The organism is Bradyrhizobium sp. BWA-3-5 (assembly GCF_032917985.1).
Taxonomy (GTDB): domain Bacteria; phylum Pseudomonadota; class Alphaproteobacteria; order Rhizobiales; family Xanthobacteraceae; genus Bradyrhizobium.
The window spans coordinates 7,089,403-7,114,646 of the sequence record NZ_CP136626.1 but is presented as its reverse complement, the minus strand read 5'-3'; the positions used below and the strand labels follow the sequence as shown (position 1 = coordinate 7,114,646).

Sequence of the window (25,244 nt, the reverse complement as noted above, 5' to 3'; positions counted from 1 at the left end):
AGCTCCAATCCGGCATTGCGCCAAGCATAATATGGAACTGGCCGCCCGGCGACTGCCGCTCAGGCCGCTCTCATTTAATTGAGATGGCCGGCGATCAATTCGCCTTCGCGCCGTCAGCGGTCTCCGGCGCCGCCGGTTTCGCTCCGCCGCCGGTAAACCGCTCGATCACCGAGCGCACCGCGTCGCGCGTCTTGCGGTCCTTTACGGCGTCAAGCAGCGGGGCCGCGCCTGGCGAACGGCGGATCAGGCTCTCGGGATCGGGAAATACCAGCGGATCGTCCCACGGGCCCTGCACCACGAAGGGCAGCTCAAACCCCTTGTCACCGCCGGACGCAGCCGCCGTCAGGCTGGCGACGCCCTTGAGGTCGTATTCGCGGCTCGGCACCGAAGCGGTGCCGGTGAGCGTCAGGCGCGTCGTCGGGCCGTCGACGCGGATATCCTCCACGGTGGCAATGCCGTCGTTGAAGCGCACGGAAACGTTGAGACTGTCGTAGGGCGTCGAGCCGCTGCGCAGATTACCACTGCCGGACAGCGGCCGCCGCTCCAGCCGTTTCAGCAACTGCTCGATATTGAAGCCCGCGATCGCGCCGTCATGGCCGACCAGGGTTGCGGTGCCGTCGAGCGAGGAGGCGAGGCCGAACGGGCTGGCGCCTGACGCCACCAGCGAGACACCGAGATTGCCGCGGCCGGACAGCTTTGTGATGCCGAACAATTCATTGGCGCAAGCCTGCAGGTCGACATCGGTGAACTGCAACTGCGCCTTGACGTCGGCGACTGCGTCCGAGCGCGCGATCCCGAACGAACCCCTGGCAATGCCGCCATACATCTGCGCCTCGCCGACCGAGAGCGCCAGCGCGCCGTTGCGCAAATTGGCGCCGAGGGCAGTGCGGCCGAGCTTGGTCCCGCCGACCGTCACCCGCGCAGCCGACAAGCGCATATCGAGATCGGTGGCGGAGAGCGACGACAGGTCGAACAACTGCCTGTTCCAGTCGCGCGCGCCGCTCGCCAAAAGGCGGAACGTCGATATGTACGGCGTGAAATCGAGGTTGCCGGCGGCGAGCGTTGCCTGCAGCGTCTGACGGCCGTTATTGGCGACGGTCATCACGCCTTCGGCGACGTTGCCGTCGAGCTCGACATTCACGTTGGTGAGCGCCACCGAGGCGCCGACGACGTTGGCGCGGGCCTTCAGCGCGAAACGGCCGAAGCCGCCGCTGCCGGGCACCTGTCCTCCCATCCAGCGCAGCGCGTTGCGCAGCGACAGGCTGTCGACGGTCATGGTGCCTTCCATCATCAGGCTGGTGCGGTTGGCAACCGAGCCGTCGAACGCGAGTTTTAAGGGTGCGCTGATCAGCCGCGCCTTCAGGCCCGAGCGGTCGCCCGAGAGCATCGCGACGAAGTCGCTGGCGGAGATCGAGCCGTCGACGCGTTCGCCGCGAAAGTCGAACTGGCCGGTCGCCGCGAACGAACGCGAGATCGAGGGCCAGGCCAGCGAGAGATCGATGTCGCCGAGCTGTTCCTTGAGATTATTGGCGGCGTCCTCGTATTTCAGCACGCCATCCTGAATCCTGATCTCGGAAAACGACACTTGATTTTCCGCGCCGGGCCGCATCGTGCGCGCGATCCGTTCGACGAACGGCGTCCAGTTGCTTTCTCCGCTTGCCTCCCTGACGACGCGGATATGCGGCCGCAGCATCATGACATCGGCGATCTCGAAGCGGCGCAGCAGCAGCGGCAGCAGGCGCAGGTTGGCGGTCAGCACGTCGACCTGCAGCGCGGGATCGGTGGTGCCACCGCCCTTCAGCCCGACATTGTGAAAGGAGACGTAGCTGCCCGGAAACACGGACACGTCGATCGCGCCTGAAACAACCAGATCGAGCCCGGTGACGGCGCGGATCTGCGCCTCGACCGCCTGCCGGAGCGCATCGCGGTTGAGGAACCAGGAGGTTCCGATCAACGCGAGCACGGCGACGGCAAACACTGCCGCAATCGGCATCCCGAGGCGCTTCATTCCTTGGGCCATCGTCAATGACATATCCGGATCTGGTTAAACCGAAGTCGGGTTACTGCTATAGCGTTTATCTTGATTAGGGCAGGCCGCGCAAAGATTAGCCCGTGCCAATTCACACAACTTGAAGCGTTTTCGTGACCCTTTCAAGGCCAGCCCGGGGTCGGTTCCGGCGGCGGATCGCAAACCCAGGGCTCGGCCGCCCGAAGCCGTACCATTCCCGTACCATTACGGATCACCAGAAGGTCCGAAGCGTGGGCCGAAAATCTCATGGCGGCCCCGAAGAAACTTGCTAGTATTTCCCAATATTGTCCGGCCCTGATTTTTATTAAGGGGGTCATCCATGGTTTCGGCTAATAGCGCCCGTTTGCTCCTGCCCAAGAACTTTCTGACATCCGGCGCCACTTCAAAATGCGCCATTTCGACGGCAATTCTTGTTATGTTGGCCTCCGCGGCGCAGGCGCTGAGCATCGAAGCGGCGATAGAAAATTGCCGGATGAGCGTCGGCCGCCCGATGGTTCAGGCGTGCATGCGCGCCTCCGGCGGCAGGGAAAATCTCGAAGCCTGCCGTGCCCAAGCGACGCCACGTGTACGCGCCTGTGTCAAGGCCGCGCTCGACAAGGCCAACGGCCGCGCCAACGTAGCGGTCGCGATTCCAACCGAAGTCGCGCCCAAGGTGGCGCCCGGTAGCGCGCAACCGGCCGGCTTCGTCGCGCCGCCGAGAACGATCACCGACATTACCGCGATCCTGGACAGCGAGAAGGCCGATCTCAAGACGATCGAGGCGCTGAAAGCGAAGGCTGATGCCAAGCCGGGCAGGGAGGCAGGCGAGGACCTCGCTCAATTCTATTTCGATCGCGGTAACGCACGTGCCCAGCTCGGCCGGCTGGCCGATTCCATCGCCGACGCCTACAAAGCCATGGAAGTCGGACGTGGGACCGTTTCTGCCCTCCTGATGGGAAGGTTTATTACGCTCGCCGCCCAGCAGCACGGCGCGGCAGGCGATCCCAAGAAGGCCGTTGAAGTGTATCAGCGGCTGATTCGCGAGACGTCCAACCAAAGGGGAGCGAGGGGATTCTCGATCGGTGCCAACCGGGCTATTGCCACCTATCTTATTCAGATGGGCGATATCGGGCAGGCTGAAGCTTATCTCCGCCGCAGCCAGCCGCTGCTTCAGGAAGCGCGGACCAGCGGCAATCCCTTGATGCGGGCGGCATACAACACCTACGGCCAGAACTGGGAGGCCGAAGTCGAAATCGGTCGCGCCATGATTTTTGAAGCGCGGGGACAGTATCGCGATGCTGAGACTTCGTACAAGCTGGCCGAAATGCGCAAACGAGCGGCAATCAAGCCGATGTTGGCCTCCGAGAGTCCGCCGTCGGAGTCCAGTATGGTGCTCGCAGTCGATTTCAACGTCGTGAGCCAGGCCAGGGTAAAAGCGCGACAAGGGCGGCTGCAGGAAGCCGAGGTCGATGCGCGCCGTGCGCTGCTCTCGCAATTGAAGAACCAAGGCAAGTACAATCCGATCACGCCGCGCTTTGTTACCGGATTAGCCGACATTCTGGTCGAGCAGGGCCGTTACGCCGAAGCTGAGCAATTGGTCCGGGTTTCTCTTGAGATCATCCGAACCGTCGGCATTGCCGAGGATTCGCTCTCGAACGTGCAGCAGCTTTCGCAGCTTGGCAATATCCTGAACCTGCAGCGTAAGGGGGGAGCTGCGATTGCCGTGTTCGCGCAGCTGGACAAGGCGATCGCCAACTGGGAGCCGGCGCGACGGCAGAGCTTTGAACTAGGTGGCGGACGCATCACCTCGCTCTATGCCGCCGGGCAGGTCGATGCCGGCATTGCGGCCGCCGAGCAACTCGTGAAGAGGCAGGTTTCCAGGGTCGGAGAAAATCATGCCGATACAGCCTTGGCACGCGGCATTCTGGCGGTCGGTCTGATGCGCGCCGGACGCGACGCGGAAGCTGCTCGCGAATTCCGCACCGCGATCCCAATTCTGATGGCATACTCCCGCGAGAATGCGGATGACGATACGACCGCGGTCGCTGCACGTAACCTCCGCCTGCAGAATACTGTCGAAGCCTACCTCGTCATGCTGGCGCGCGAGAAAAACGCTTCCGGCGAGATCGGTGCCGAGACCTTCAGCCTGGCCGATGCCATTCGAGGTCGCTCCGTGCAGCAGGCGCTCGCAGCCTCGAGCGCACGCGCCGCGGCCAGCGATCCGGCACTGGCCGAACTGGTGCGCAAGGAGCAGGACCTTGGCAAGCAGATCAACGCGCAACTGGGCACGCTGAACAACGTGCTGTCGCTGTCATCGGCGGAACGGGACGAGAAGGGCGTGCAGGCGATAAACGCCTCGATCAACGCCCTGCGCGCCGATCGCCTCAAGGCGCAGCAGGAGATCGGCCAGCGCTTCCCGGCCTATGCCGGCCTGGTCTCACCGAAACCACCGTCGGTCGAGCACATCAGGGCGACGCTGGCTGAGGACGAGGCGATGCTGTCGTTCTATTTCGGACAGAACTACAGCTTCGTCTGGGCCGTCCCGAAGAGCGGTCCGGTCGCATTCGCCGCGATCAAGGCAAGCAGTGGCGACATCGAAAGCAAGGTGCGCAAGCTGCGCGAGGCTCTGGAGCCGCAGGCTGCGATGATTTCGGACATTCCGCCATTCGATCTCAAGCTCGCCCATGAACTCTATTCGCTACTGCTGCAGCCGGTGGAAAGCGGATGGAAGCCGGCGAATAACCTCATCATGGTGACCAATGGCGCGCTCGGCCTGCTGCCGCTGTCACTGTTGCCGACCGCGCCGTCTGAAGCTCGCAGCGACGACGATCCGCTGTTCTCAAGCTACAAGGACGTACCTTGGCTGGCGCGCACCCATGCCATCACCACCGTGCCGTCAGCGGCGGCGCTGCGCACGCTGCGGCAATTGCCGCCGGGCAAGGCGGGGCGCAGCGAGTTGATTGCGTTCGGCGATCCCTATTTCAGCAAGGAGCAGGAAGCTGAAGCCATCGCCAGCGAAAAGGTCAGACTCGCCGACGCCAGCGGCAATACCACGCGCGGCGGTCCGTTGAAACGGCGCAACAGCGTCAAGCTCGATGGCGTCGACAGCGCTGAACTGGCAATGTTGCCGCGACTTCCAGACACGTCGGAAGAGTTGAAATCGATTGCGCTGGCGTTGCAGGCCGATCCGTCAAAGGTTCTGAACCTCGGCAAGCAGGCGAGCGAGCAGGCGGTCAAGACGATGGATCTGTCCGGCTTCAAGGTGCTGGCGTTCGCGACCCACGGCCTGGTGCCTGGAGAGCTGAACGGCCTGTCGCAGCCGGCGCTGGCGATGTCCTCTCCGACCGTGACCGGCGGCGAGGGCGATGGGCTGCTGACCATGGAGGAAATACTTGGCCTCAAGCTCGATGCCGACTGGGTGGTGCTGTCGGCGTGCAACACCGGTACCGGCGCGGGCGCCGGAGCCGAGGCGGCATCGGGTCTCGGCCGCGCCTTTTTCTATGCCGGCACCCGCGCGCTCCTGGTGACCAACTGGTCGGTTCATTCCCAGTCGGCACGCGAACTGGTGGCCGACCTGTTCAAGCGGCAGGCGCAGGATCCGAAACTGACGCGCGGCGAAGCCTTGCGGCAGGCGATGATGGCGCTGATCGACGGCCCGGGTTATGCCGGCCCCGATGGCAAGACAGAATTCGCCTATGCCCATCCGTTATTCTGGGCGCCATACAGCATCATTGGCGACGGCGGTGTGCGATAGGTTGGTAACGAGGGGAGGAAGAGCAATCGTGCGAAGTTGGAAATTGGGGGTGCTGTTGGCAAGTGCTGCGGCCATCGCAGGTTCGTCGCCGGCACGCGCTGCGCAGGTTCTGATCACCCCCGAGGAAGCGGCGTTGCCGCCGCCGAAAGGCGCGGTGATAACGGAACGGCGGGGGATCACGCGAGGACCCAAAGTCGACGTGGTGACAAGCCCGGGAGAGCTTCGATCTCCGATGCGCTTTCAATTGAAATTTGAACCGTATGGCGGAGCGAAGATCGATCCTACCTCCGTCAAGGTGATCTATCTCCGCACCCCGAACGTCGATCTCACGCAGCGGATAAAAGCCTTTGTGCAACCGTCCGGCATCGACATTCCGGAAGTCGAGTTGCCAGCCGGCGAGCATATGGTGCGCGTAGACGTCAAGGACAGTGACGGGCGCATCGGGACCACGAGCTTCCTCCTCAAGGTTGTGCCCTGAGCACCGCCTGTCCATATTGCGCGCGCGAAAATCCGCCAGCGGCGCGCGTCTGCGGTTCCTGCTCGCGCGAAATAGCCGTGCCGGAAAAGCTGCTCACCGAGCGCGACGAACTGGCTCGCAAGCGTGACATGTTGCGGCTGGAACTGGACCAGGCGCGCACCGAGCTCGAAGCGCTCCGGCGGAAACGAAAGCGGTCAGCCTGATGGAATGCCCGTTCTGCGCTGAAACGATCAAGGATGAGGCCGTCGTTTGCAAGCATTGCTCGCGCGATCTGCGGATCGTGCGCCCGGTCATTGCCGAGATCCAGGAAATCGTCCTGGAACTGGACGGGCTGCAGCGCGAACTGGACCGTACCCGCGCGCGCATCGAACGGATTCGCTCGCCGGGCCATTTCTACGTTGTTCACTCGCTCGCCTATGTCGTCGTACCCGTCATCCTGCTGGTCGCCGCGCACATCTTTGTCACCATCACGTTGAATGTGAGCCCGCTTTATCTCCGGCTCGCCTCGGTGATTATCCCGCTGCCGTTCGGGCTGCTGATCCGTGCGCGTCACAAGGTCGGCTTTCGCGGCGCCATATTGGTCGGGTTTCTGACCGCGGCGATCGCGGTGACATGCATGCTGACCGTCACGGGTATCAACGACAATGTTCCGATCGTACCGGGGCCGTGGGTCGAGTGGCGGGAAGTGATTGAATATTCGCTGAGCATTGCGCTCGCCTTTGTCACTGGCAACATTCTCGGATCGCTGATCTTCGAGATCTTGCCAAAGACGATGACGCAAGGCGGCGGCAAGCCCAATCCCGTGGCTTACAAGCTGGCCGGCCTGCTCGGTCAGCATGTCGGCGAGGAGCATCTTCGCCGCCGCGCGCGGACCATCCAGGACCTCATGACGACCGCGGGTCCCCTGCTCGGGGTGGTTGGGACCGCGGCAGGCTCCATATACGCAGGTCTGAAGGGCGTCATCGGCTGAGTGCATTGACGCACCGCGAAGAATTCGCCTAATACTCCTGATAATGCCGGCTTTCGGCCGTTCCCTTCATCAGGTCTTATTTCCATGAACAAGGTTTATCCCGACGCCAAATCGGCACTCGATGGCGTTCTCAAGGACGGCATGATGATCATGTCGGGCGGCTTCGGCCTGTGCGGTATCGCCGAAACTCTTTCGGACGCGATCCGCGATTCCGGCGTCAAGAATCTGACGGTTGTTTCCAACAATGCGGGCGTCGACGGCATCGGCCTCAGCCGCCTGCTGGAAACCCGGCAGATTAGGAAAATGATCTCGTCCTATGTCGGCGAGAACAAGCTGTTCGCGCAGCAGTATCTCGCCGGCGAGCTGGAACTCGAGTTCAACCCGCAGGGCACGCTGGCCGAGCGCATCCGGGCCGGCGGCGCCGGTATCCCGGCGTTCTACACCAAGACCGGCGTCGGCACGCTGATCGCCGAAGGCAAGGAAGTGAAGGAATTCGACGGCGAGAAGTACATCATGGAGCGCGGCCTGTTTGCCGACCTCGCCATCGTGCACGCCTGGAAGGGCGACACCGCCGGTAACTTGATCTACCGCAAGACCGCGCGCAACTTTAACCCGATGATGGCGACCGCTGCGAAGATCACCGTGGCCGAAGTCGAGCAGCTGGTTCCGGCCGGCGAACTCAATCCGGACCACATCCACACGCCCGGCATTTTCGTCAAACGCATCATTGAAGTGGGCACCGGCAAGAAGCGGATCGAATTCCGCAACACCCGCCCGCGGCCGGCTGCTTGAGCGCACGCACAGGAGAAACGATATGGCCTGGACCCGTGAACAGATGGCTGCGCGCGCCGCGAAGGAATTGCGCGACGGCTACTACGTCAATCTCGGCATCGGCATTCCGACGCTGGTCTCGAACTACATCCCCGACGGCATGGACGTCAGCCTGCAGAGCGAGAACGGCATGCTCGGCATGGGCCCGTTCCCCTACGAGGGCGAGGAAGATGCCGACCTGATCAACGCCGGCAAGCAGACGGTGAGCGAACTGCCGTCGACCAGCTATTTCTCGAGCGCGGACTCCTTCGGTATGATCCGGGGCGGCCATATGGATCTATCGATCCTTGGCGCGATGCAGGTCGCCCAGAACGGCGATCTCGCCAACTGGATGATCCCGGGCAAGATGGTGAAGGGCATGGGCGGCGCGATGGACCTCGTCGCCGGCGTCAAGCGGGTGATTGTGGTGATGGAGCATTCCGCCAAGGACGGCCCGAAACTGCTGAAGAAGTGCAATTTGCCGCTGACCGGCGAGCGCGTGGTCGACATGGTCGTGACCGATCTTGCCGTCTTCACCATCGACAAACACGGCAAGGACGGCATGGCGCTGATCGAGCTCGCCGACGGGGTTACGCTGGACGAGGTGAAGGCCAAGACCGAGGCCGAATTCCGCGTCGCGCTGAAGAACGCCTGATGTGATGGCGGGGCGGTCGCAAGTAGCGATCCGTCCCGCGCGTCGCGAAGACGCAAGATTCATTGCCCGCAACATCCTGGCCTCGCAGCGCGGCCCATTCCGGCGCGGCTGGTTCGACATCGCCCTCGGTTGGGACGAGCCGCAATGTCTTGCGTTCGTCGAATGCATCGCGCTCGCGCCAACGCCATCGTGGTGGCACATCACTCACTTCATCGTCGCCGAGGTCGAGGGGGAGCCGGCGGCATCGCTGTGCGCGCTGCCCGCGGCCGGCCCCGAGGCCGCGCGAGCGGCGATCCAGGAGGTGGCGACCGCAATGGGGCTGGGCGCCACCGATCTGAAGGCGATCTTCCGGCGCGGTACCTATGGAGTGAACTGCTGGGTGCAGGGCGGCGAAGGGGACTGGCTGATCGAACATGTCGCGACGCTACCTGAATATCGCGGGCGCGGGCTGGTGCAGGCGCTGATCGAGCATGCGCTCGCCGCTGGCAGGGCCGCGGGGTTCGAGATTGCGCCGATTTCGTTCCTGATTGGCAACGAGGCGGCCGAGCGTTGTTATGCCAAGGTCGGCTTTGCCTTCGCCGAAGAGAAGCGCGATCCGGCGTTCGAGGCTATCACGGGATCGCCGGGCTTCCGGCGGTTCGTGCGGGCGATCGGCGCACCGAGCTGACAAACGCGCAAGGCGCATTAGTGGTCGGCGGGTGTCCCCGGTCCCAGATGATAGCGGCTGGAGAAGTACACCAGCGGAAGATTGTCACTGTGATGGCAGCTGGATACTTCGGCGATGAACAGCGTGTGGTCGCTGACGTCGATCGTCCGGATCACCTCGCAGGCGAAGAACGCCACGCAGTTCGACAGCCGCGGCAGGCCATCGACAATGTCGTCGCCGGGAAATGCCTCGCGCGATTGATCCGCAAAATGCTTCGATAGCGCCTTCGCATGTTCCGGCAGCACGTTAACGCCGTAGCGCCGGCTCGCTGACACCGCCTCATGCGTCCTGCCTGGTTTCACCGAGACCAGCACGGTCGGCGGCGTGAGGCTGATCGTGACAAAACTGTTGGCCGTCATGCCGCAGGCCGCGCCATGCCGGTCGAGCGCGGTCAGTACCGCAACCCCCGTCGCAAAGCGCGACGCCGCCTGGCGGAAGGCAAGCGGGTCGGCGCGCTGCATCGCAGGCTCGCTCACGCCGTGGCCCGCACCGGTACCGCCGGCGTCTTGCGCTCGATCCAGGCATGGATGCGGTCGGCCGAGGCGACGCGGTCCCATTGAAGGTCCGGATAGTTGAAATTCTCGGTAAACTCGTCGGCAAGCGCCTGGTTCTGGCTCATCGTGCCGATCAGCATGCCGAGTGCCTCCGACGGCGGTTGCAGCATGATATTGGTCCACCGCGCCGCCGCCAGCACGCGGTCCTGCCGCTTGAGATCGACCTTCTCGCAGAAGCGCGCATCGAGCACGTCGGTGCCCACGATCTCCTCGCCGAGCACGAAAGCGGCGTAGGAGGCGACATTGGCGCCCTGTCCCATCATGGGATCGACGACCGAATGAACATCGCCGAGCGCAATCGCGCATTTGCCGCCGTCGAATTCCACCACCGTATTGCGAACCGTCGGCACCACGCCGCCCTGCAGCAAATCGAGCGGCTGTGCGAGATCGAAGCGCGCGGTGTCGATGCGGTCATAGGTGGTCGGATGATGCTTCTCGAGCTTGTCAAGCACGGTGCGCAGGAAACGCTTGCGGTCTGCATCATAGCTCAGCGTCGCCAGTTCCTCCATGTCGCCGCCCGGGACGTTCTCCATCAGAAGCGCGCTGGCGATGCCGTTGAAGGTGATGGTGGGAATGACGATCATCTCGCCATGCCCCGGCGAGACCGACAGCGTCACGTTCATGGGGTCCGGCTCGCGAACGCCGGTGTAAAGCCCGACACAAAGGCGCCGCTGTGGCTGGGAATAGGGCGAGTGCTCGGGCCGGTAGGCGAACAGCTGGCCGAGCGGACCCTTGCCGCTGGCGACGACGAGCAGGTCGAAGCGATTGACTAGCGGCATGATGTCATCTTCCTCGATGCGGCGGTATTCGATCCTGCCGCCACGATCGGCAAAATCCTTCATCAGCACCGGCAGGTAGATGCGGTAATCGACCGCGCGGCTCGGCCGCGAGAAGTAGCCGCGGAAGCTGATCGGCTGCGGGAAGTTGAAGAAGTGATCGTGGTAGTAATAGTGATGTTTCGGATCGCCCCAGTGATTGACGTCGAGATAGTCCTCGCGCGCGATCGTCACATGGTGATGCGCGACCGTGTTGAGCAGGCGGATGCCGCGATAGTCGTCTGGCGCGCGGTCGGTGATCAACGTCGCGTCGACGCCGTGCTTCTGAAGATAGAGGGCCAGGTGCAGGCCGGCGATGCCGGCCCCAACGATCCCGATGCGCCGCCTCATGTCCGCCTCCCCAAAAGATTGTCCAAGGATTGCCCGGGAGGTCGCGCTCCCGTTGTTGGCTGCAGCCTAGCTGCGAACTTGCCCGGGAAAAACGGAATGGATAGGATATGATCTATTCCTAATAGGAATGATCGAATGGACCGGCTCGACTGTCTGCGCGCCTTTGTCCGTGCCCTGGAGGGCGGCAGTTTCTCCGTCGCCGCCCATGAGCTCGGCATCGGCCAGCCAGCGGTGAGCAAGCGCATCGCGCTGCTCGAAAGCGAATTCGGCACGCAACTATTCTTTCGCACCACGCGCAAGCTCAAGCCGACGCCGGAAGGCCAGCGAATATATGATTTGGCCCGGCAGATTCTCGGCAACTTCGATCTGGCCCGAGCCAACGTCGAGGAGAATTCGCTGCGGCCGAGCGGCACGCTGCGGGTGAGCCTGCCCTCGTCGTTCGGCCGGCGCTACCTGATGCCCGTCATCGCCGAATATATCAGGACCTATCAGGGCGTTCGCCTCGACGTCCGCTTCAGCGAGCGTTTCGTCAACCTTGTGGAAGAGGGGATCGAGCTGGCGCTGCGGATCGGGCAGCTCGAATCGAGCACACTCGTTGCGCGGCGGCTCGGCACGGTGCGGCGTTATCTGGTCGCGACGCCGGCCTACCTCAAGGGTCGCACAGTCCCGCGCGCGCCTGACGATCTCAATGCGCATCAATGCATCGTCTATTCGCGGCTGCCGTCCGCCAACGACTGGATATTCGAATCCGAGCACGGCCGCCACGTCGTTTCGATCACCGGGCCGCTTCTGGTCGACGATGCCGATGCGATGGAGCAGGCGGTGAGGCATCATCTCGGCATCGCGATACTGCCGGAATGGAGCGCGCTTGCCGGCATCCGCGGTGGCCAGTTGCAGAACCTGTTGCCGGATTTTTCGATTGCCGCGCTGCCGCTGCACGCGGTCTATCCCGAGACGCACTGGATGTCGCTTCGGGCACGAAGCTTCCTCGATCTGCTGATCAAGCGCGCCGGGCAATTCTCCACGCCGTAAGACGGGTGAGAACTGGAAGCGGACTATGCCGGCCCTGACGGAACATCCGAAAACCGCGTCAGCCACGCAACCGGGCCGATGCTGGCGGCGACGATCAATAGCGCCGCCAGCGCGCCTTCCTCAAAGCTGCCGCGGCTGGCATATTGGTAGATCGAGGTCGCCAGCGTGTCGACGTTGAGCGGCCGCAGCAGCAGCGTCGCCGGCAGTTCGTTCAGGCAGTCCACGAACACGACGATGACAGCGCCGAGCATGGCCGGGCGGAGCAGCGGCAGATGGACCAGCCGCATCGTCGTGGTCTGGCTGGCGCCGACGGCGCGCGCGCTGTCGTCATAGTCGCGCGGGATCCGCTCGAAGCCTGCCTTGATGAACCCGGTCGGCACCGCCAGAAACCGGATCACATAGGCGATGACGACGGCGGCGCCGGAGCCGACCACGATCAGGCCCGGCGAGGCGCGCCCGAGCCATCCGGCGATCGCATTCAGCGAATTGTCGATAGCGAGCACCGGCCCGAGCAACCCGATCGCCAGCACCAGGCCCGGAAGGGTGTAGCCGGACTGTGCGACGTTCATGGCAATGAGGCGCAACGCGTTCGGCCGCCAGCGCCAGGCCAAAATGGTGGCAAAGCCGAGCAGCAGCGAAGCCAGCGCCGCGATGGTCGCGAACGCGATCGAGTTGAAGGCGTCGCGCCACAGCGCCGCATCGAAATTCGCAAACAGCCCGCGCTTGAAGCTCTGGTGGGTGAGATACGATAGCGGCACGAGGAAGCCGAGCGCCACCGGCAGCAGGCAGGCTGCGAGGGCCGCGGCACCCTTGAGGCCGGCAAGCTCGGTCCGCTGCGTCAGCCGCGGGCTCTCGGCGGAGAACTCCACGTTGATGTTGCGGCGGCCGTAACGCTCGATCGCGATCAGCCCGGCGACGATCGCGAGCATGAAGCAGGACAATTGCGCCGCGCCGGCAAGGCTGCCGCGGTTGAGCCAGGTCGTGAACACGGAGACGGTGAGGGTGCGGACGCCGAGATATTCGCTGGCGCCGATGTCGTTCAGCGTCTCCAGCGACACCAGCGCGACGCCGACCGCCAGCGCCGGCCGCGCCATCGGCAGCGAGACGCGCCAGAAGATGGTCCAGCGTCCGGCGCCAAGCGTCCGTGCCGCTTCCGCAAATTCGGCGCTCTGAAGCTGAAACATCGGCCGTGCTGAAAAATAGACGTAGGGGTAAAGCACCAGCGCGATCACGAAGATGGCGCCGGGCAGCGAGCGCAAGTTGGGCAGCATACGCACCGCGTCCTGCATTGGCAGCCACAGCGCCAGCGTCCGGTGGACCAGGCCAAGCGGTTCGAACAGGTCGACATAGACGTAAGCGGCAAGATAGGTCGGGATCGCCAGCGGCAGCGGCACCAGCCACAGCAAAATCCCGCGACCGCGGAAATCATGCAGCGAGATCAGCCACGCGGTGCCGGCGCCCATCGCGAGCGACAATACGCCGACGCCGCCGAGCAGCAGTGCGGTGTCGAGAATAGTGGCCGGCAGCACATAGTTGATCAGATGCTGCCAGACGTCAGGCGCAGGCTGCAGCGCGAGCGCGATGATGGAGATGACGGGAGCGGCGACGAGAATGGCCGTCGCAACCGCAATCGCGGCGGCGATCTGGCTGGAGCGCGAGGTGGGCGTCACGCCGGCACACGTCGACGAGGAGAGCCGAAGTTTTTCCGCTTGCGCAGGTAGACTCCCTCCCTCCTTGCGGGGGAGGGCGGGGGAGAGGGGTAGCCACGAGCGATACTGCCCGTGTGGCTCACCCCTCTCCCTAACCCTCCCCCGCAAGGGGGGAGGGGACGCAGTTGTGTCTGGCGCGCGATCACGGGTCTAACACTTCACCGGCGATCGCGATCAATTATCGAACCCGACCTTGTCGACCAGCGTCGAGGCCGCCTTGCGGTTGGCGACGATCTTGGCGATCGGCGTCGGGTCGGCGGTGAGCCTGCCGTAGCCCGCGATGGTCGGGTTGACGGCGACGCCGGCGCGGATCGGATACTCGTAGTTGGAATCGGCGTAGATGTGCTGCGCCTTGTCACCGACGAGCCACTCGATCAGCTTGACGGCGTTGGCCTTGTTGGGCGCGTGCTTGGCCAGGATGACGCCGGAGAGATTGACGTGGGTGCCGCCGCCTTCGAACGTCGGCAGGATCACCTTGGTGGCTTCGGCCCACGGCTTCTTCTCGGGGTCGTTGTTCATCATCAGCGCCCAGTAATAGGTGTTGCCGATGCCGATATCGCACTTGCCGGCCGCGACGTCACGCGCGGCTTCGCGGTCGCCGCCGGAGGGTTTTTGCGCCAAATTGGCCTTCACGCCCTTCAGCCATTCTTCGGCCTTGGCCTCGCCGTACTTGGCGACATAGGCCGCGAACAGGCCATTGTTGTAGATGTGCTGGCCGGAGCGGATGCAGATCTTGCCCTTCCACTTGGGATCGGCAAGCTCTTCATAGGTGATCTTGTCCTGCTTGACGCGGTCCTTCGACGCATAGATCACGCGCGCGCGCATCGAGATGCCGGCCCATTGGCCGTCCGGATCGCGGTACTGTGCCGGCACGATCTCGTCGATCACCACGGACTTGATCGGCTGGGTCACGCTGGCCTGCACGGCGTCGTCAAGGCGGCCGAGATCGACCGTCAGCAGCACATCGGCCGGGCTCGACGCGCCTTCCGCCTTCATCCGCTGCTCGAGGCCCGAGCTGGCCGAGACCACGTTGACCTTGATGCCGGTGTCCTTGGTGAAGGCATCGAACAGCGGCTGGACCAGCTTGGTTTCGCGATAGGTGTAGACGTTGACCTCGCCGTCGGCGGATGCCGGCGAAGCTCCGAACGCGGTGAGACAAAGCAACGCTGCGGTTGCGGCGGTAGCGCGAAATTTCGTCATGAAAGCTGCTCGACAAAGTTGAGGAGATGCCGGTCTCAGTAGCGCAGCCTCCATCATGCCGTCAGCGACGGGATGTCGCGAATGCCTCGATTTAGAGCGATTCCAACGAGATGATTTAGAGTGATTCCAAATATGGCAGGCTCAGCCGCCCCCTGGACCGGACGCACGCAATGCCAGCCCGAATTGGGCGGCAATACCGCGACCCGATGGCAGTCAACAGGAGCGGTTGAAATCAACGACGTCGGTATTGCCGCCGCAGATGATCACCCCAACGCGCTCGCCCGCAGCGGGCCGGTAGGCGCCCGATAGGACCGCCGCGAGCGCTGCCGCACCACCCGGCTCCGCCACGACGCGCAAGGCGCGCCACAGCGTCGCCTGCGTCTCGGCAATCGCGGCGTCGGTAACCAGCACCGTCTGTCGTGCATATTTCCAGACGATCGGAAAGACCCGTTCACCCACGCGTCGCGGCGCCAGTGAATCCGCGGCCAGTCCGCCGGCCTCCGCGTCGACCGGATGGCCGGCCTCAAAAGCTCTCGTCAGCGTCGGCGCTGCAAACGGCTCGACGCCAACAATCTTGACGCGGCCGGAATACCAGGCGGCCAGTCCGGAGATCAGCCCGCCGCCGCCAACCGAGACGAGCACCGTATCGATCTCAGGCGCCTGGCCCGCGAGCTCGAGGCCGAGCGTTCCCTGTCCCGTGATGGTCTCGTTCTGATCGAATGCGTGCACCGGCAATGCGCCGGTTTGCTGCAACCACGTCTCGCTGGCCGCAAGCGCATCGGCATAGCGATCGCCCCCGATCGTGAGATCGGCGCCGTAACCTTTGATGTGCTCAACCTTCGCCGGCGAGCAGATGCCCGGCACGAAGATCTTGGCCGGCTTGCCGAGCTTCATCGCCGCATAGGCGACGGCCACGCCATGATTGCCGCCGGACGCCGCCACCACGCCGGCCTTCGGCACGTCGCGGGTCAGCAAATTGGCGAACGCGCCGCGCGCCTTGAACGAGCCGGAATGCTGAAGCAGCTCGAGCTTGAGCGTCAGCGTATGGCCGCGGAGGCCGAACTCCGCGCCATCGACCTCAATTACCGGCGTTCGCCGGATGAAGGGCCGAATGCGCTGCTCACATTCTGCAATCGCTTCAGGAGTTACGGCATCCAAAGGCGCGTCCATCGGACATTTCCAGGTTTGACAGAAATTAGGCATTTAGCTAATTAGCAATATGACTTCTTTGGATGACGACGTCGAGTCTGCATTTCGCGCGCTGGCCAGCGATCGGCGGCTCCAGATCCTGGAGTGGCTGAAGCGCCCCCGCACGCATTTTCGCGAGCAGATCGATGGCGATCTGGTCAAAGACGGAGTCTGCGGGGTGTTGATTGCCGAGAAGCTCGGTGTGAGCCAGCCCACCGTGAGCGAGCATTTGAAGATACTGTCACAGGCCGGCCTGGTGAGCGCCAAGCGGGTCAAGCAATGGACGTTCTACAAGCGCGATGAAGCGCGCATCGCGAAGCTGAAAGCAGCCATGCTGGCGAAGATCTGAAGCGACGCCTAGCTTGCTCTGCCAACATTTTGGGCAGCGGGGCGAGTCTTATCCGTTCGACCCAGGCGTCATCAGTGCCTAGTCTTGGTGGACAAGAGGATGACGATCATGCGCGCAATGCTGGACTATTGTATCAGGGGAATTCAGCGAACCGTGCCGGCTGGCGCGCTCGTGCTCCAAGAGGGCAGCAAGACCGGGCATCTGTTCGTGCTGCTCGAAGGGCGGCTGGAGGTCATCAAGGGCGACAGCGTCGTCGCCGTCCTGACCGAGCCTGGGGCGATGCTGGGCGAAATGTCGGTATTGCTCGAGCAGCCCCACACCGCGACCGTGCGCGCCGCCGCCGATTCCGTCGTCTATGAGTTCGACGACGCCGCGGCGTTCCTGCGCGACCAGCCGGCGGCGGCGCTATTGATTGCGCGCCTGCTGGCGCAACGCCTCAACGTCGCCAACACCTATCTGGCCGACCTGATGCATCAATATGCCGGCCACGGTAATCATCTCTCGATGGTTGGCGAACTCCTGCAGAGCATGATCAACCTGCCGCCGACAGAGGTCTCGCCAGGCTCGGATCGGCAATCCGACCCAAGGATATGAGCCAGGGCGGCGGGTTCTCGATCGGGGCCGCCGGCCGCGCCAAAGGCGCACGCAGGTCGATGCGTTGCGCTTCGCCGGCCGCCAGCCAGAACGCGGCGCCTTCATCGAGGTCGAGCACGATGCACACCGGCGGGCGGCCGTGCTGCAGGCCGGTGTTGAACACCCAGGTCGAGCCGAGCCGATCGAACCACGAGCCGTCGGGAATGAAGGGCGATTGATGCACGTGGCCCGAGATCACCATCGAGGGCTGATATTGCGCGATCCATTGCACCAGCTCGACGTCGCCGAAGAACCGCTTGCCGCCCCAGCTCGTCGGCGAATTCGCCGGCGGCGCGTGATGCACCCAGATCCAGCGCTGCTCCCGCTCGCGCGCGGCGTCGCGAAGCTGCGCTTCGATTTGGTTTTTCACCAGCGGCCCGTCCCACCATGGGCATACCGTGAAGCTGGTGTCACCGACGGTCAGGCTGTCGCCGTCGCAGACGATGCCGAGTTCTCTGATGTCGCCGATCCAGCGCGCGATCTTTTCGCCTTCCGCGCTTCGTTCGTCGAGGTCGTGATTGCCCGAGCAGAGAATGACGCGCGTCGTCTGGGACAACAGCGACAGGTATTTCTTCACCACCAGGATCTGCGCGCGGAAATCGACGAACGATCCGATGTCGAGCGCGTCGCCGGCGAAAATCACGACGTCGAATTCGGGTGCGGCCGCGAGCAGCCAGTCGAACTGCGGCAATGAATAATGCAAGTCGGCAACGACAAGGCAGCGCATAATCATCAAATCCAAAATGCCAGGAAACGGGCGATCCGCAGGCGGATGCATTCAGGCAGACTGGATTCGAGCAAGAATTGTGCCGAACCTTATTTCCAGACGGGATCTGGCAAATCGACGCGAATAGCCCTTTTCAGACTTCAGACGACGTTTGATTCGAGTCCGGAAAGCGCCGGATAGATGACATCGATCAGGCCGCGCTCGCGGAGCTGGATTGATGATTAGTACTGAGCCTAATCCTCGGCCGCTTTGAAGCGGTCGAGGCCCTTCAGCACGAAGGGTGCCAATAGCGCGATCAGCGCGATGGCGAGCAGTGTCGCCGACATCGGGCTTTGCAGCAGCACGATGGGATCGCCGAGGCTGATGGCGAGCGCACGGCGCAACTGGCTTTCCGCGATCGGACCCAGGATCAGCCCGACGACGACGGGCGCGATCGGAAAATCGAACCGTCGCATCAAAAAGCCCATCACGCCAAAGCCCGCCAGCATCGAGAGTTCCACCACTGACGGTTTTGCCGCGATTGTGCCCATCGTCGCGAATACGAGAATGCCGGCATAGAGCCATGGCTGCGGGATTGCTAGCAGTTTCACCCAGAGGCCGACCAGCGGCAGGTTGAGGACCAGCAGCATCACGTTGGCGATGAAGAGGCTCGCGATCAGGCCCCAGACGAGATCGGGCCGTTCGGCGAACAATAGCGGCCCCGGGTTCAGTCCATATTGCTGGAAGCCCGCCAGCATCATCGCGGCGGTCGCCGAGGTCGGCAGGCCGAGCGTCAGGAGCGGCACCAGCGTGCCGGCGGCCGAAGCGTTGTTGGCGGCTTCCGGACCTGCGACGCCTTCGATCGCGCCCTTGCCGAATTCCTCCGGATGCTTCGTCAGCCGCTTCTCGGTCGAATAGGACAAGAAGGTCGGAATCTCCGCGCCGCCGGCCGGCAAGGCGCCGATCGGAAAACCGAACATCGTGCCGCGCAGCCACGCCTTCCACGACCGCTTCCAGTCCTCCAGCGTCATCCACAGCGAGCCGCGCACCGGCTCGATCTGCTCCTCGGCGTGATGGCGGCGCGAGGCGACGTACAGCGCTTCGCCGACCGCGAACAGGCCGACTGCCAGCGTCGTCACCTCGACGCCGTCGAGCAATTCCGGCACGCCGAACGCAAGCCGTGCCTGGCCGGTGAGCTTGTCGATGCCGATCAGGCCGAGCGTCAACCCGATGAACAGGCTGGTCAGGCCGCGGATCGGCGAATCGCCGAACGTCGCTGACACCGTGATGAAGGCGACGCACATCAGCGCGAAATAATCCTCAGGACCGAAGCGCACCGCAAAATCCACCAGCCATGGCGCGAGAAAAGCGAGGCCGATGGTGGCGATGGTGCCGGCGACGAACGAGCCGATCGCCGCGGTTGCCAGTGCCGGACCGCCGCGGCCGGCTTTCGCCATTTTGTTGCCCTCGAGCGCGGTCGCCATCGATGCGCTCTCGCCGGGCGTGTTGATGAGAATGGCGGTGGTCGATCCGCCATACATGCCGCCGTAATAAATTCCCGCGAACATGATCAGCGAGCCGCCGGGATCGAGCTTGTAGGTCACCGGCAATAGCAATGCGACGGTGAGCGCCGGGCCGATGCCGGGCAGCACGCCGACCGCCGTGCCGAGGAACACGCCGATCAGCGCATAGAGCAGGTTCATCGGCTGCACGGCGACGGCCATGCCGTGCGCGAGGGCGGCAAAGGTTTCCATTACAGCAGTCTTTCCAGAGGGCCGGTGGGCAGGCTGAGCGTCAGCAGCCGGTCGAAAGCCAGATAGATCAGGGTGCTCATCACGAGGGCGATGATGAGATCGGTCAAGACGGCGTGCCGCCCGAAGGCGGCGGACGTTGCGACGAACAGCGCCGAGGTCGCGAGGATGAAGCCGCCGCCAAAGCCGATGATGGCGATGAGCAGCGCGAGCCCGCCGAGGATCAGCAGCACGGGCTTCGGATCGGAGCTCTCGCGCGGCGGCAGGTTGCCGCGCAGGGCATCGATCAGATTGCCGATCGCGAGCAGGCCGAGACCTGTCGCGACGACGACCGGCATCGCCTCGGGACCCATGCCGTACATCGACGTCGACGGCAGTTGGCTGGCGTCCCACACCAGCACGGCGGCGAGCACCGCCAGCGCCAGCGCAATGACGATTCCGGCGGGATCGATGCGCCGCGGGGCGGGCGCATCACTGGAGGCGTTGTCGGTCATGACTTGACGAGGCCGACCGACTTCAGCACGTCGGTGACGCGCGTCGTTTCCTTCTTCAGGAAATCGGCGAACGCATCGCCGCCGAGATAGGCGTCCTCCCAGCCCTTCTGCTTGAGGATCTCCTTCCAGGCATCGGAGTGGACCATCTTCTCCACGGCATCGCTCAAGACCTTGCGCTGCTCCGGCGTGATGCCGGGAGGCGCGACCACCGAGCGCCAGTTGGCGATCACGAGGTCGATGCCCTGCTCTTTGAAGGTCGGAATGTCCTGGCCTGGGATACGCTTCTCCGAGGTCACGCCGAGCGCGCGCAATTTGCCCGACTTGATCTGGCCTTCATATTCGGAGAGGCCCGAAATGCCTGCGGTGACCTTGCCGCCGAGGATGGCTGCCAGCGACTCGCCGCCGCCGGAGAACGGGATGTAGTTGACCTTCTTGGCGTCGGCGCCGATCGCACCCGCAAACAGCGCCGCCATCACATGGTCGACACCGCCAGCCGAGCCGCCGGCAAAGGTGACTTTGGCGATATCGGCCTTCACGGCGTTGGCAAGATCCTGCGCGGTCTTGAGCGGCGAATTCGCCGGCACCACGATCACCTGGATTTCCTCGGTGAGCCGCGCAATCGGCGTCACCTGCTCGAGCGTCACCGGCGACTTGTTCATGGCGAGCGCGCCCACCATGACGAAGCCGTTCACCATCATCTGGTTACCATCGCCCTTGGCACCATTGACGAACTGCGCGATGCCGACGCTGCCGCCGGCGCCCGCCACGTTGGTGACCTGGACGCTGCGGGCGATCTTGGCGGCGACGAGGGCCTGCTGCATCGAGCGCGCGGTCTGATCCCATCCGCCGCCGGGGGCCGCGGGCGCCATGATCTTGAGCTCGAGCTGCTGCGAGAGGGCAGGGCTGGCTGCAAGCGCCAACGCAACGACCGCGCCGAACAGGCGCGTTTTAAACGGCATCATGGGTTTCCTCCAGGCTCACACGGCGCATCTGTGTGTCAATTCGCCGCATATCATCCGGAAATGCCGCCGCTGTCCAGACGGACTCTCGATGACGGTCCACCTTTTGATGCTGATGTGACGGCCGCGGCAAAACCGTTCCGCAGGTCGCGGTTCAGCGCGCCGAAAACACGCGCGCCGGCATGACCGATGCCCGCAAGGTCAGGCGCGCGCGACCGCGTGCGGAAACACGATCTCGATCAGCGTGCCGGAGCGGCCGCCGGTCTTGATCCGGAATTTGGCGCGGTTGGCTTCCACCAGCGCCTTGGTCAGCGACAGGCTGACCGCTGAAGTCTCCGCTTGATCGGAAGGCGCTCGCGTGCGGAACGGCTCGAGCGCCGCGGCAACCTCGTTGTCGTTGAGGCCGTTGCCGGTGTCGCGGACGCGGAGCATCACCTCGCCGAAATCGGACAGGGCGGTGGAGACGATGACCTGGCCGCCGGCATTGGCGAGGTGGATCGAGTTGCCGATCAGGTTCAGTGTGATCTGGCGCAGCGCCCGCGCATCAGCTACGACCGGCGGCAGCGAATGCCCGAGCGAGGTGCGGATGATGATGCGCTCGCGATTGGCCTGCGGCTGCATCACCGCCACGCAGCTCCCCACCATCTCGTTGAGGTTCTGATGGGTGAAGGCGAGATCGAGCTTGCCGGTTTCGATCCTGGAGATATCCAAGAGGTCGTTGATGATGGCGATCACGCGCTCGCCGGAGGCGCGGATGTCCTTCATGTATTCCCGGTAGCGCTCGTTGCAGAGCGCGCCGAAACGCTCGCCGATCATTACTTCGGAGAAGCCGATGATAGCGTTGAGCGGCGTCCGCACTTCGTGGCTGATCCGCGCCAGCACGTCGGCCTTGGCGTTGGCGGCGCGTTCGGCGAGCCGCCGCGCCTCGCGCAATTCGCTCTCGGTCTTCTTGGCCTGCGAAAGGTCGCGGAACACCGCGAAGAAGTTCGGACCGTCGGCGCGCGTTCGGCCGATGGTCATCGACAGCGGGATGATGCCGCCCTTGGCCTCGCGGCCCAGCACCTCGCGGCCCTGCTCGAGCAGGCTCTCGACGCCGGAAGCCTTGATGCCGGCGAGATATTCGAACACCGCGTGCTGGCTTTCCGGCGCGAAGAGATCGGCGAGATTGCGCTGCACGAGCTCGCTGCCGTCGCGGCCGAACAGCGCTTCGGCGCTGCGGTTGGCTGCGTGGATGTTGCCCTCGGCATCGAACATCACGATGCCTTCGGCCGTGGTGTCGAGGATGGCGGCGAGTTCTTCAGCGTTGGCGTGGCCGACATCGGAGGGCGGGACGATTTCGGCCGCGGCTGCGGGCTCTGTTTGGGCGAGCGCGGCGGCGACCGCCGCGGCCTCATGGCGCGTGCCCGAGAAGATTAGGGCGAGCGCGGAATCGCCGTCCCATGAAATCGTGTAAAGGCGGGCCTCTGCCGCCGCTGACGGCGCGGCATCATCTGCGGGCGCGCTTGCGGAAATTATCACGGGACGGCCGGTATCCGACGTCGAGGACGCATTGGAAGCGCCGGGTTCGACATAGAGCGCGTCGAGGCCACCGGCTTCTTCGAGCGCATGCAGGCTCGGATAGCCCATCTGCGTCAGGAAGGCGGGATTGGCATAGAGCAGACGGTCGAGCCGGTAGATCAGGATGCCGACGGGGAGGAGATCGAGCAGCGCCTTGTCGCGCGCGGTCTCGCCATGGGCCGGCGGCTCCGGCGTCGCCAGCCATTCCGGCGGTGCGGCCAGCGGTTCGAAGGGAGATCCTTCGCCGGCGTCCAGCGCATTTGTTTCTTGGCCGTTCTCGGTGTCGAGCCGCGCCGACAATCGGCGCGCCAGCTCGTCGAACGCGCTGTTTTCGACCGGCGTCAGCGATAGCGACTTGGTATCGCCCGGCGCGCGGAAGGGCAGGATGTTTCCGGCCGCGTCCGCCGGCAATCCGGTCGCGGCTTCGGTCGAACTATTCATGACGCTTTCCTTGACGTCGTCCTCGACGCTTTCCTCGACGCTCTCCTTGGGAGGTTCCACGGGCGTCTCCAGATCTTCCTGATGTGAAGTCTCGGCAGCGGTCAGGGCGGGCAATTCGTCTTGCGATGGTGATGGTGCTTTGATGGGCTCTGCCGCTGTAGCAGCGGGCGCTTCCTGCGGCGTCATCGACTCGCCGGATAATTCTGCAAGCCGCCGGGCGGCAAGCCGCGCCAGCGCGTCGAAATCCCGGCAGACGCCAAAGCCCCGATAGCCGACGAAATTTCGCAGCCCGTCGAAGACAGGCAATCCCGACAGTTCCGCCGGCAGCGTGCCGCCGCCATCGACCGGCCAGTTCAGCGTGATGCCGCTCCAGGTCGCCCCCGTCGCGAATGCCTTCATGATCCGTCCCTCCGGATCGAAGCCGAAGGTCTCGGCGATGTCGCGCCAGGGACGGCCGAACGCGGCCGTGGTGCGCGGGCCGATCAGTCCGGTGAATTCGTCGGCACCGAGCGTGAAGCGGCCTTCCTTGTCCATCTGCCAGGTGAAGCGCAGCGGCAGCCGACGCCCCTGTGTGGTGTGGCCGGCGAAGGCTTCGAACTTGAATGTTTCGAGCGCAGGTGCGGGCGGGGGTACGTCGGTTTCGGTCGCAGGCGGCGTCTCGGCTGCGGCGGGCTGCTCGGCAGCGGAAGATTTTTCAATCGTGTCATGCTCGGCGAGCGCATCGAACAGCGTAAAGCCGGCGGGCTGGTCATCGGGTGCCGGCGGCGGCGCGGCCGGTTGCTCGGCGATGGTCATGGCGGGCGCGCTTGGCCGCTGGCTCGTTTCCGATGATGCGGCAGCGGGCGGCATTTCATTCTCGGGCGGTTGATACGCCGGCGCCGGCCGCGGCGTCATCAGCGCGATATTGCCGGCAGCGATGAGGACGCCGTGGCCGCCGTCCGGAAAATCGAAGCGCGAACAGCCGCAGGTCGCGAGCATGCCGGGGGCTGCGCCAAATCCCCTCAGGCGCTCCAGGCGGATGGCGCCGCTGGCGAGCAGCCGGCCTGCGAGCCGCGCGATCTGCCGCCGGTGATGGTCGGCCGGCCCGAAATTTCGTTCAGCAAGGGCCGCCGCGCTGGTAGCGCCGAACACGCGGACGCCGGCCGCATTGGCCCAGAGAACCCGCCGGCCGTCGGCGCTCCATAACCATGCGGGCAGGCGGCTCGCCGCATAGGCCGCCAATCGCGGATCGCTCTGCGCCCGCCACTGAAATTCCGCATCCTTCATCGCTTGCTACATCACCGTCCGGCATCACATCGGCAGCCAGAACGCCGACAGGGTTAAGGCTTCGTTAGTATCGCAAGCCGGCCGCGGCAGGTCCACGGCCCGGCTAGCCGCTTGGTAACCTTAGCCGAGGATAACCTTAACCCGGCCGCATCCGCCTCAAGCGCTAGACCCTTGCGCAGCGTATTGCGTTCGGTGGGTTGCACGCCGGCGCCAGGACCATGATCGAGGAGGCTCCCGACGCCGTCTGATTCGGAGCGGCTTCCTCGGCGTTATCGGACGCGATCCGGAAGGAGCACGCGATGAGTGACGATATGCCAGGCCGTTTCGAGATACCCAGGGAGATCCGTGCGATGGCGGAAGCGAGCTTCGAGCAGGCTCGCCAGACCTTCGAGAAGTTCGCCGCCTCCGCCCAGGCCGTGGCCGGCTCCCTCGAAGAGCGCAACGCTACCGTCAATGCCGGCGCCCGAGACGTCGGCCAGAAGGCGATCGTCAACGCCGAGCGCAACGTCCGCGCCTCGCTGGACCACGCGCAATCGTTGCTCAAGGCCAAGGATCTGACCGAGGTGATCCGACTGCAGGGCGAATATGTGCAGGCTCAAATGCGCGTACTGGCGGAGCAGGCGGCCGAAATGGGCCAGCTCGTCAGCAAGACCGCGCTCGATGCAGCGAAGCCAAAAAACTGACCCGGCCGCATTGGCAAAGACTGCAACCACTGGGAATACCAGATGGAACCGGCATCCGTGGCGAGAATAAATGTTGCGACGCGCCACAAACTGCATTGCGTTGCACAAATTTGACATGATATGGGTGCTTATTAGGCAAGCCCGTGGATGGGCACTTCGGTGAATGCGTGTGTAC

At 64.2% G+C, this 25,244-nt stretch carries 22 protein-coding genes; 11 read left to right on the top strand and 11 right to left on the bottom strand.

Features of this window, described 5'->3' with window-relative positions:
• Positions 1-94: 94 nt before the first annotated feature.
• Entirely contained in the window at positions 95-2,020 is a 1,926-nt protein-coding gene (locus tag RX331_RS34160; protein WP_317258304.1) for an AsmA family protein, read from the bottom strand.
• Between the two features lie 481 nt (positions 2,021-2,501).
• On the opposite strand from RX331_RS34160, the gene RX331_RS34155 reads away from it, so the two are divergent.
• The 7 genes from RX331_RS34155 to RX331_RS34125 all read left to right on the top strand — a co-directional run bounded on the left by RX331_RS34155 (position 2,502) and on the right by RX331_RS34125 (position 9,342).
• Positions 2,502-5,762, top strand: coding sequence for a CHAT domain-containing tetratricopeptide repeat protein (locus RX331_RS34155; protein WP_317253970.1), 3,261 nt, complete (start codon positions 2,502-2,504; stop codon positions 5,760-5,762).
• 49 nt (positions 5,763-5,811) lie between these two features.
• Positions 5,812-6,240, top strand: coding sequence for a hypothetical protein (locus RX331_RS34150; protein WP_317253969.1), 429 nt, complete (start codon positions 5,812-5,814; stop codon positions 6,238-6,240).
• 77 nt (positions 6,241-6,317) lie between these two features.
• Complete coding sequence (locus tag RX331_RS34145) at positions 6,318-6,443, top strand: hypothetical protein (protein ID WP_317253968.1); 126 nt, start codon at positions 6,318-6,320, stop codon at positions 6,441-6,443.
• Positions 6,443-7,210: a hypothetical protein gene (locus tag RX331_RS34140; protein WP_317253967.1), complete on the top strand. Its 768-nt coding sequence runs from the start codon at positions 6,443-6,445 to the stop codon at positions 7,208-7,210. Before RX331_RS34145 ends, RX331_RS34140 begins: the two co-directional genes overlap by 1 nt.
• An 84-nt stretch (positions 7,211-7,294) precedes the next feature.
• On the top strand, positions 7,295-8,002 hold the full coding sequence (locus RX331_RS34135; RefSeq protein ID WP_161851842.1) for a CoA transferase subunit A: 708 nt from the start codon (positions 7,295-7,297) through the stop codon (positions 8,000-8,002).
• A gap of 22 nt (positions 8,003-8,024) precedes the next feature.
• A complete protein-coding gene (locus RX331_RS34130; protein ID WP_317253966.1) occupies positions 8,025-8,675 on the top strand; it encodes a CoA transferase subunit B in 651 nt (216 codons plus the stop codon).
• A gap of 4 nt (positions 8,676-8,679) precedes the next feature.
• Positions 8,680-9,342 carry a GNAT family N-acetyltransferase gene (locus RX331_RS34125; protein ID WP_317253965.1) on the top strand — a complete coding sequence of 221 codons (663 nt, stop codon included), beginning with the start codon at positions 8,680-8,682 and terminating at the stop codon, positions 9,340-9,342.
• 17 nt (positions 9,343-9,359) lie between these two features.
• Here RX331_RS34125 and RX331_RS34120 read toward each other — a convergent pair whose 3' ends face one another.
• Together RX331_RS34120 and styA are read right to left on the bottom strand one after the other, a co-directional pair.
• Complete coding sequence (locus RX331_RS34120; RefSeq protein ID WP_317253964.1) at positions 9,360-9,842, bottom strand: flavin reductase family protein; 483 nt, start codon at positions 9,840-9,842, stop codon at positions 9,360-9,362.
• Positions 9,843-9,853: 11 nt separating this feature from the next.
• Entirely contained in the window at positions 9,854-11,101 is a 1,248-nt protein-coding gene (gene styA / locus RX331_RS34115) for a styrene monooxygenase subunit StyA (protein WP_317253963.1), read from the bottom strand.
• A 135-nt stretch (positions 11,102-11,236) separates the two neighbouring features.
• Here styA and RX331_RS34110 point away from each other — a divergent pair, with 135 nt between their 5' ends.
• On the top strand, positions 11,237-12,133 hold the full coding sequence (locus tag RX331_RS34110; protein WP_317253962.1) for a LysR family transcriptional regulator: 897 nt from the start codon (positions 11,237-11,239) through the stop codon (positions 12,131-12,133).
• A gap of 23 nt (positions 12,134-12,156) precedes the next feature.
• On the opposite strand, the gene RX331_RS34105 is transcribed toward RX331_RS34110, so the two are convergent.
• The 3 genes from RX331_RS34105 to RX331_RS34095 all read right to left on the bottom strand — a co-directional run bounded on the left by RX331_RS34105 (position 12,157) and on the right by RX331_RS34095 (position 16,212).
• A complete protein-coding gene (locus tag RX331_RS34105; protein ID WP_317253961.1) occupies positions 12,157-13,803 on the bottom strand; it encodes an iron ABC transporter permease in 1,647 nt (548 codons plus the stop codon).
• 213 nt (positions 13,804-14,016) lie between these two features.
• A complete protein-coding gene (locus tag RX331_RS34100) occupies positions 14,017-15,042 on the bottom strand; it encodes a Fe(3+) ABC transporter substrate-binding protein (protein WP_317253960.1) in 1,026 nt (341 codons plus the stop codon).
• Positions 15,043-15,255: 213 nt separating this feature from the next.
• Positions 15,256-16,212 (bottom strand): threonine/serine dehydratase, encoded by a 957-nt coding sequence (locus RX331_RS34095; RefSeq protein ID WP_317253959.1) that lies wholly within the window; start codon positions 16,210-16,212, stop codon positions 15,256-15,258.
• Positions 16,213-16,270: 58 nt separating this feature from the next.
• Between RX331_RS34095 and RX331_RS34090 the strand changes: the two genes are divergently transcribed.
• On the top strand, positions 16,271-16,579 hold the full coding sequence (locus tag RX331_RS34090; RefSeq protein ID WP_317253958.1) for a metalloregulator ArsR/SmtB family transcription factor: 309 nt from the start codon (positions 16,271-16,273) through the stop codon (positions 16,577-16,579).
• Between the two features lie 108 nt (positions 16,580-16,687).
• The gene (locus tag RX331_RS34085; RefSeq protein ID WP_317253957.1) at positions 16,688-17,173 is read left to right on the top strand and encodes a cyclic nucleotide-binding domain-containing protein; all 486 of its coding nucleotides are present in this window, start codon (positions 16,688-16,690) and stop codon (positions 17,171-17,173) included.
• Here the strand turns inward: RX331_RS34085 and RX331_RS34080 are convergent.
• The 5 genes from RX331_RS34080 to RX331_RS34060 all read right to left on the bottom strand — a co-directional run bounded on the left by RX331_RS34080 (position 17,112) and on the right by RX331_RS34060 (position 24,386).
• Positions 17,112-17,939 (bottom strand): metallophosphoesterase, encoded by an 828-nt coding sequence (locus tag RX331_RS34080; protein WP_317253956.1) that lies wholly within the window; start codon positions 17,937-17,939, stop codon positions 17,112-17,114. The two genes, RX331_RS34085 and RX331_RS34080, sit on opposite strands and share 62 nt — an antisense overlap.
• Positions 17,940-18,172: 233 nt before the next feature.
• Positions 18,173-19,672 carry a tripartite tricarboxylate transporter permease gene (locus RX331_RS34075; RefSeq protein ID WP_317253955.1) on the bottom strand — a complete coding sequence of 500 codons (1,500 nt, stop codon included), beginning with the start codon at positions 19,670-19,672 and terminating at the stop codon, positions 18,173-18,175.
• Positions 19,672-20,163, bottom strand: coding sequence for a tripartite tricarboxylate transporter TctB family protein (locus RX331_RS34070; protein WP_317253954.1), 492 nt, complete (start codon positions 20,161-20,163; stop codon positions 19,672-19,674). Before RX331_RS34070 ends, RX331_RS34075 begins: the two co-directional genes overlap by 1 nt.
• Positions 20,160-21,125 (bottom strand): Bug family tripartite tricarboxylate transporter substrate binding protein, encoded by a 966-nt coding sequence (locus RX331_RS34065; RefSeq protein ID WP_317253953.1) that lies wholly within the window; start codon positions 21,123-21,125, stop codon positions 20,160-20,162. Before RX331_RS34065 ends, RX331_RS34070 begins: the two co-directional genes overlap by 4 nt.
• A gap of 198 nt (positions 21,126-21,323) precedes the next feature.
• Complete coding sequence (locus RX331_RS34060) at positions 21,324-24,386, bottom strand: PAS domain S-box protein (protein WP_317253952.1); 3,063 nt, start codon at positions 24,384-24,386, stop codon at positions 21,324-21,326.
• Between the two features lie 299 nt (positions 24,387-24,685).
• Between RX331_RS34060 and RX331_RS34055 the strand changes: the two genes are divergently transcribed.
• Positions 24,686-25,069, top strand: a complete 384-nt coding sequence (locus tag RX331_RS34055) for a phasin family protein (RefSeq protein ID WP_317253951.1) — start codon at positions 24,686-24,688, stop codon at positions 25,067-25,069.
• Positions 25,070-25,244 lie beyond the last annotated feature (175 nt).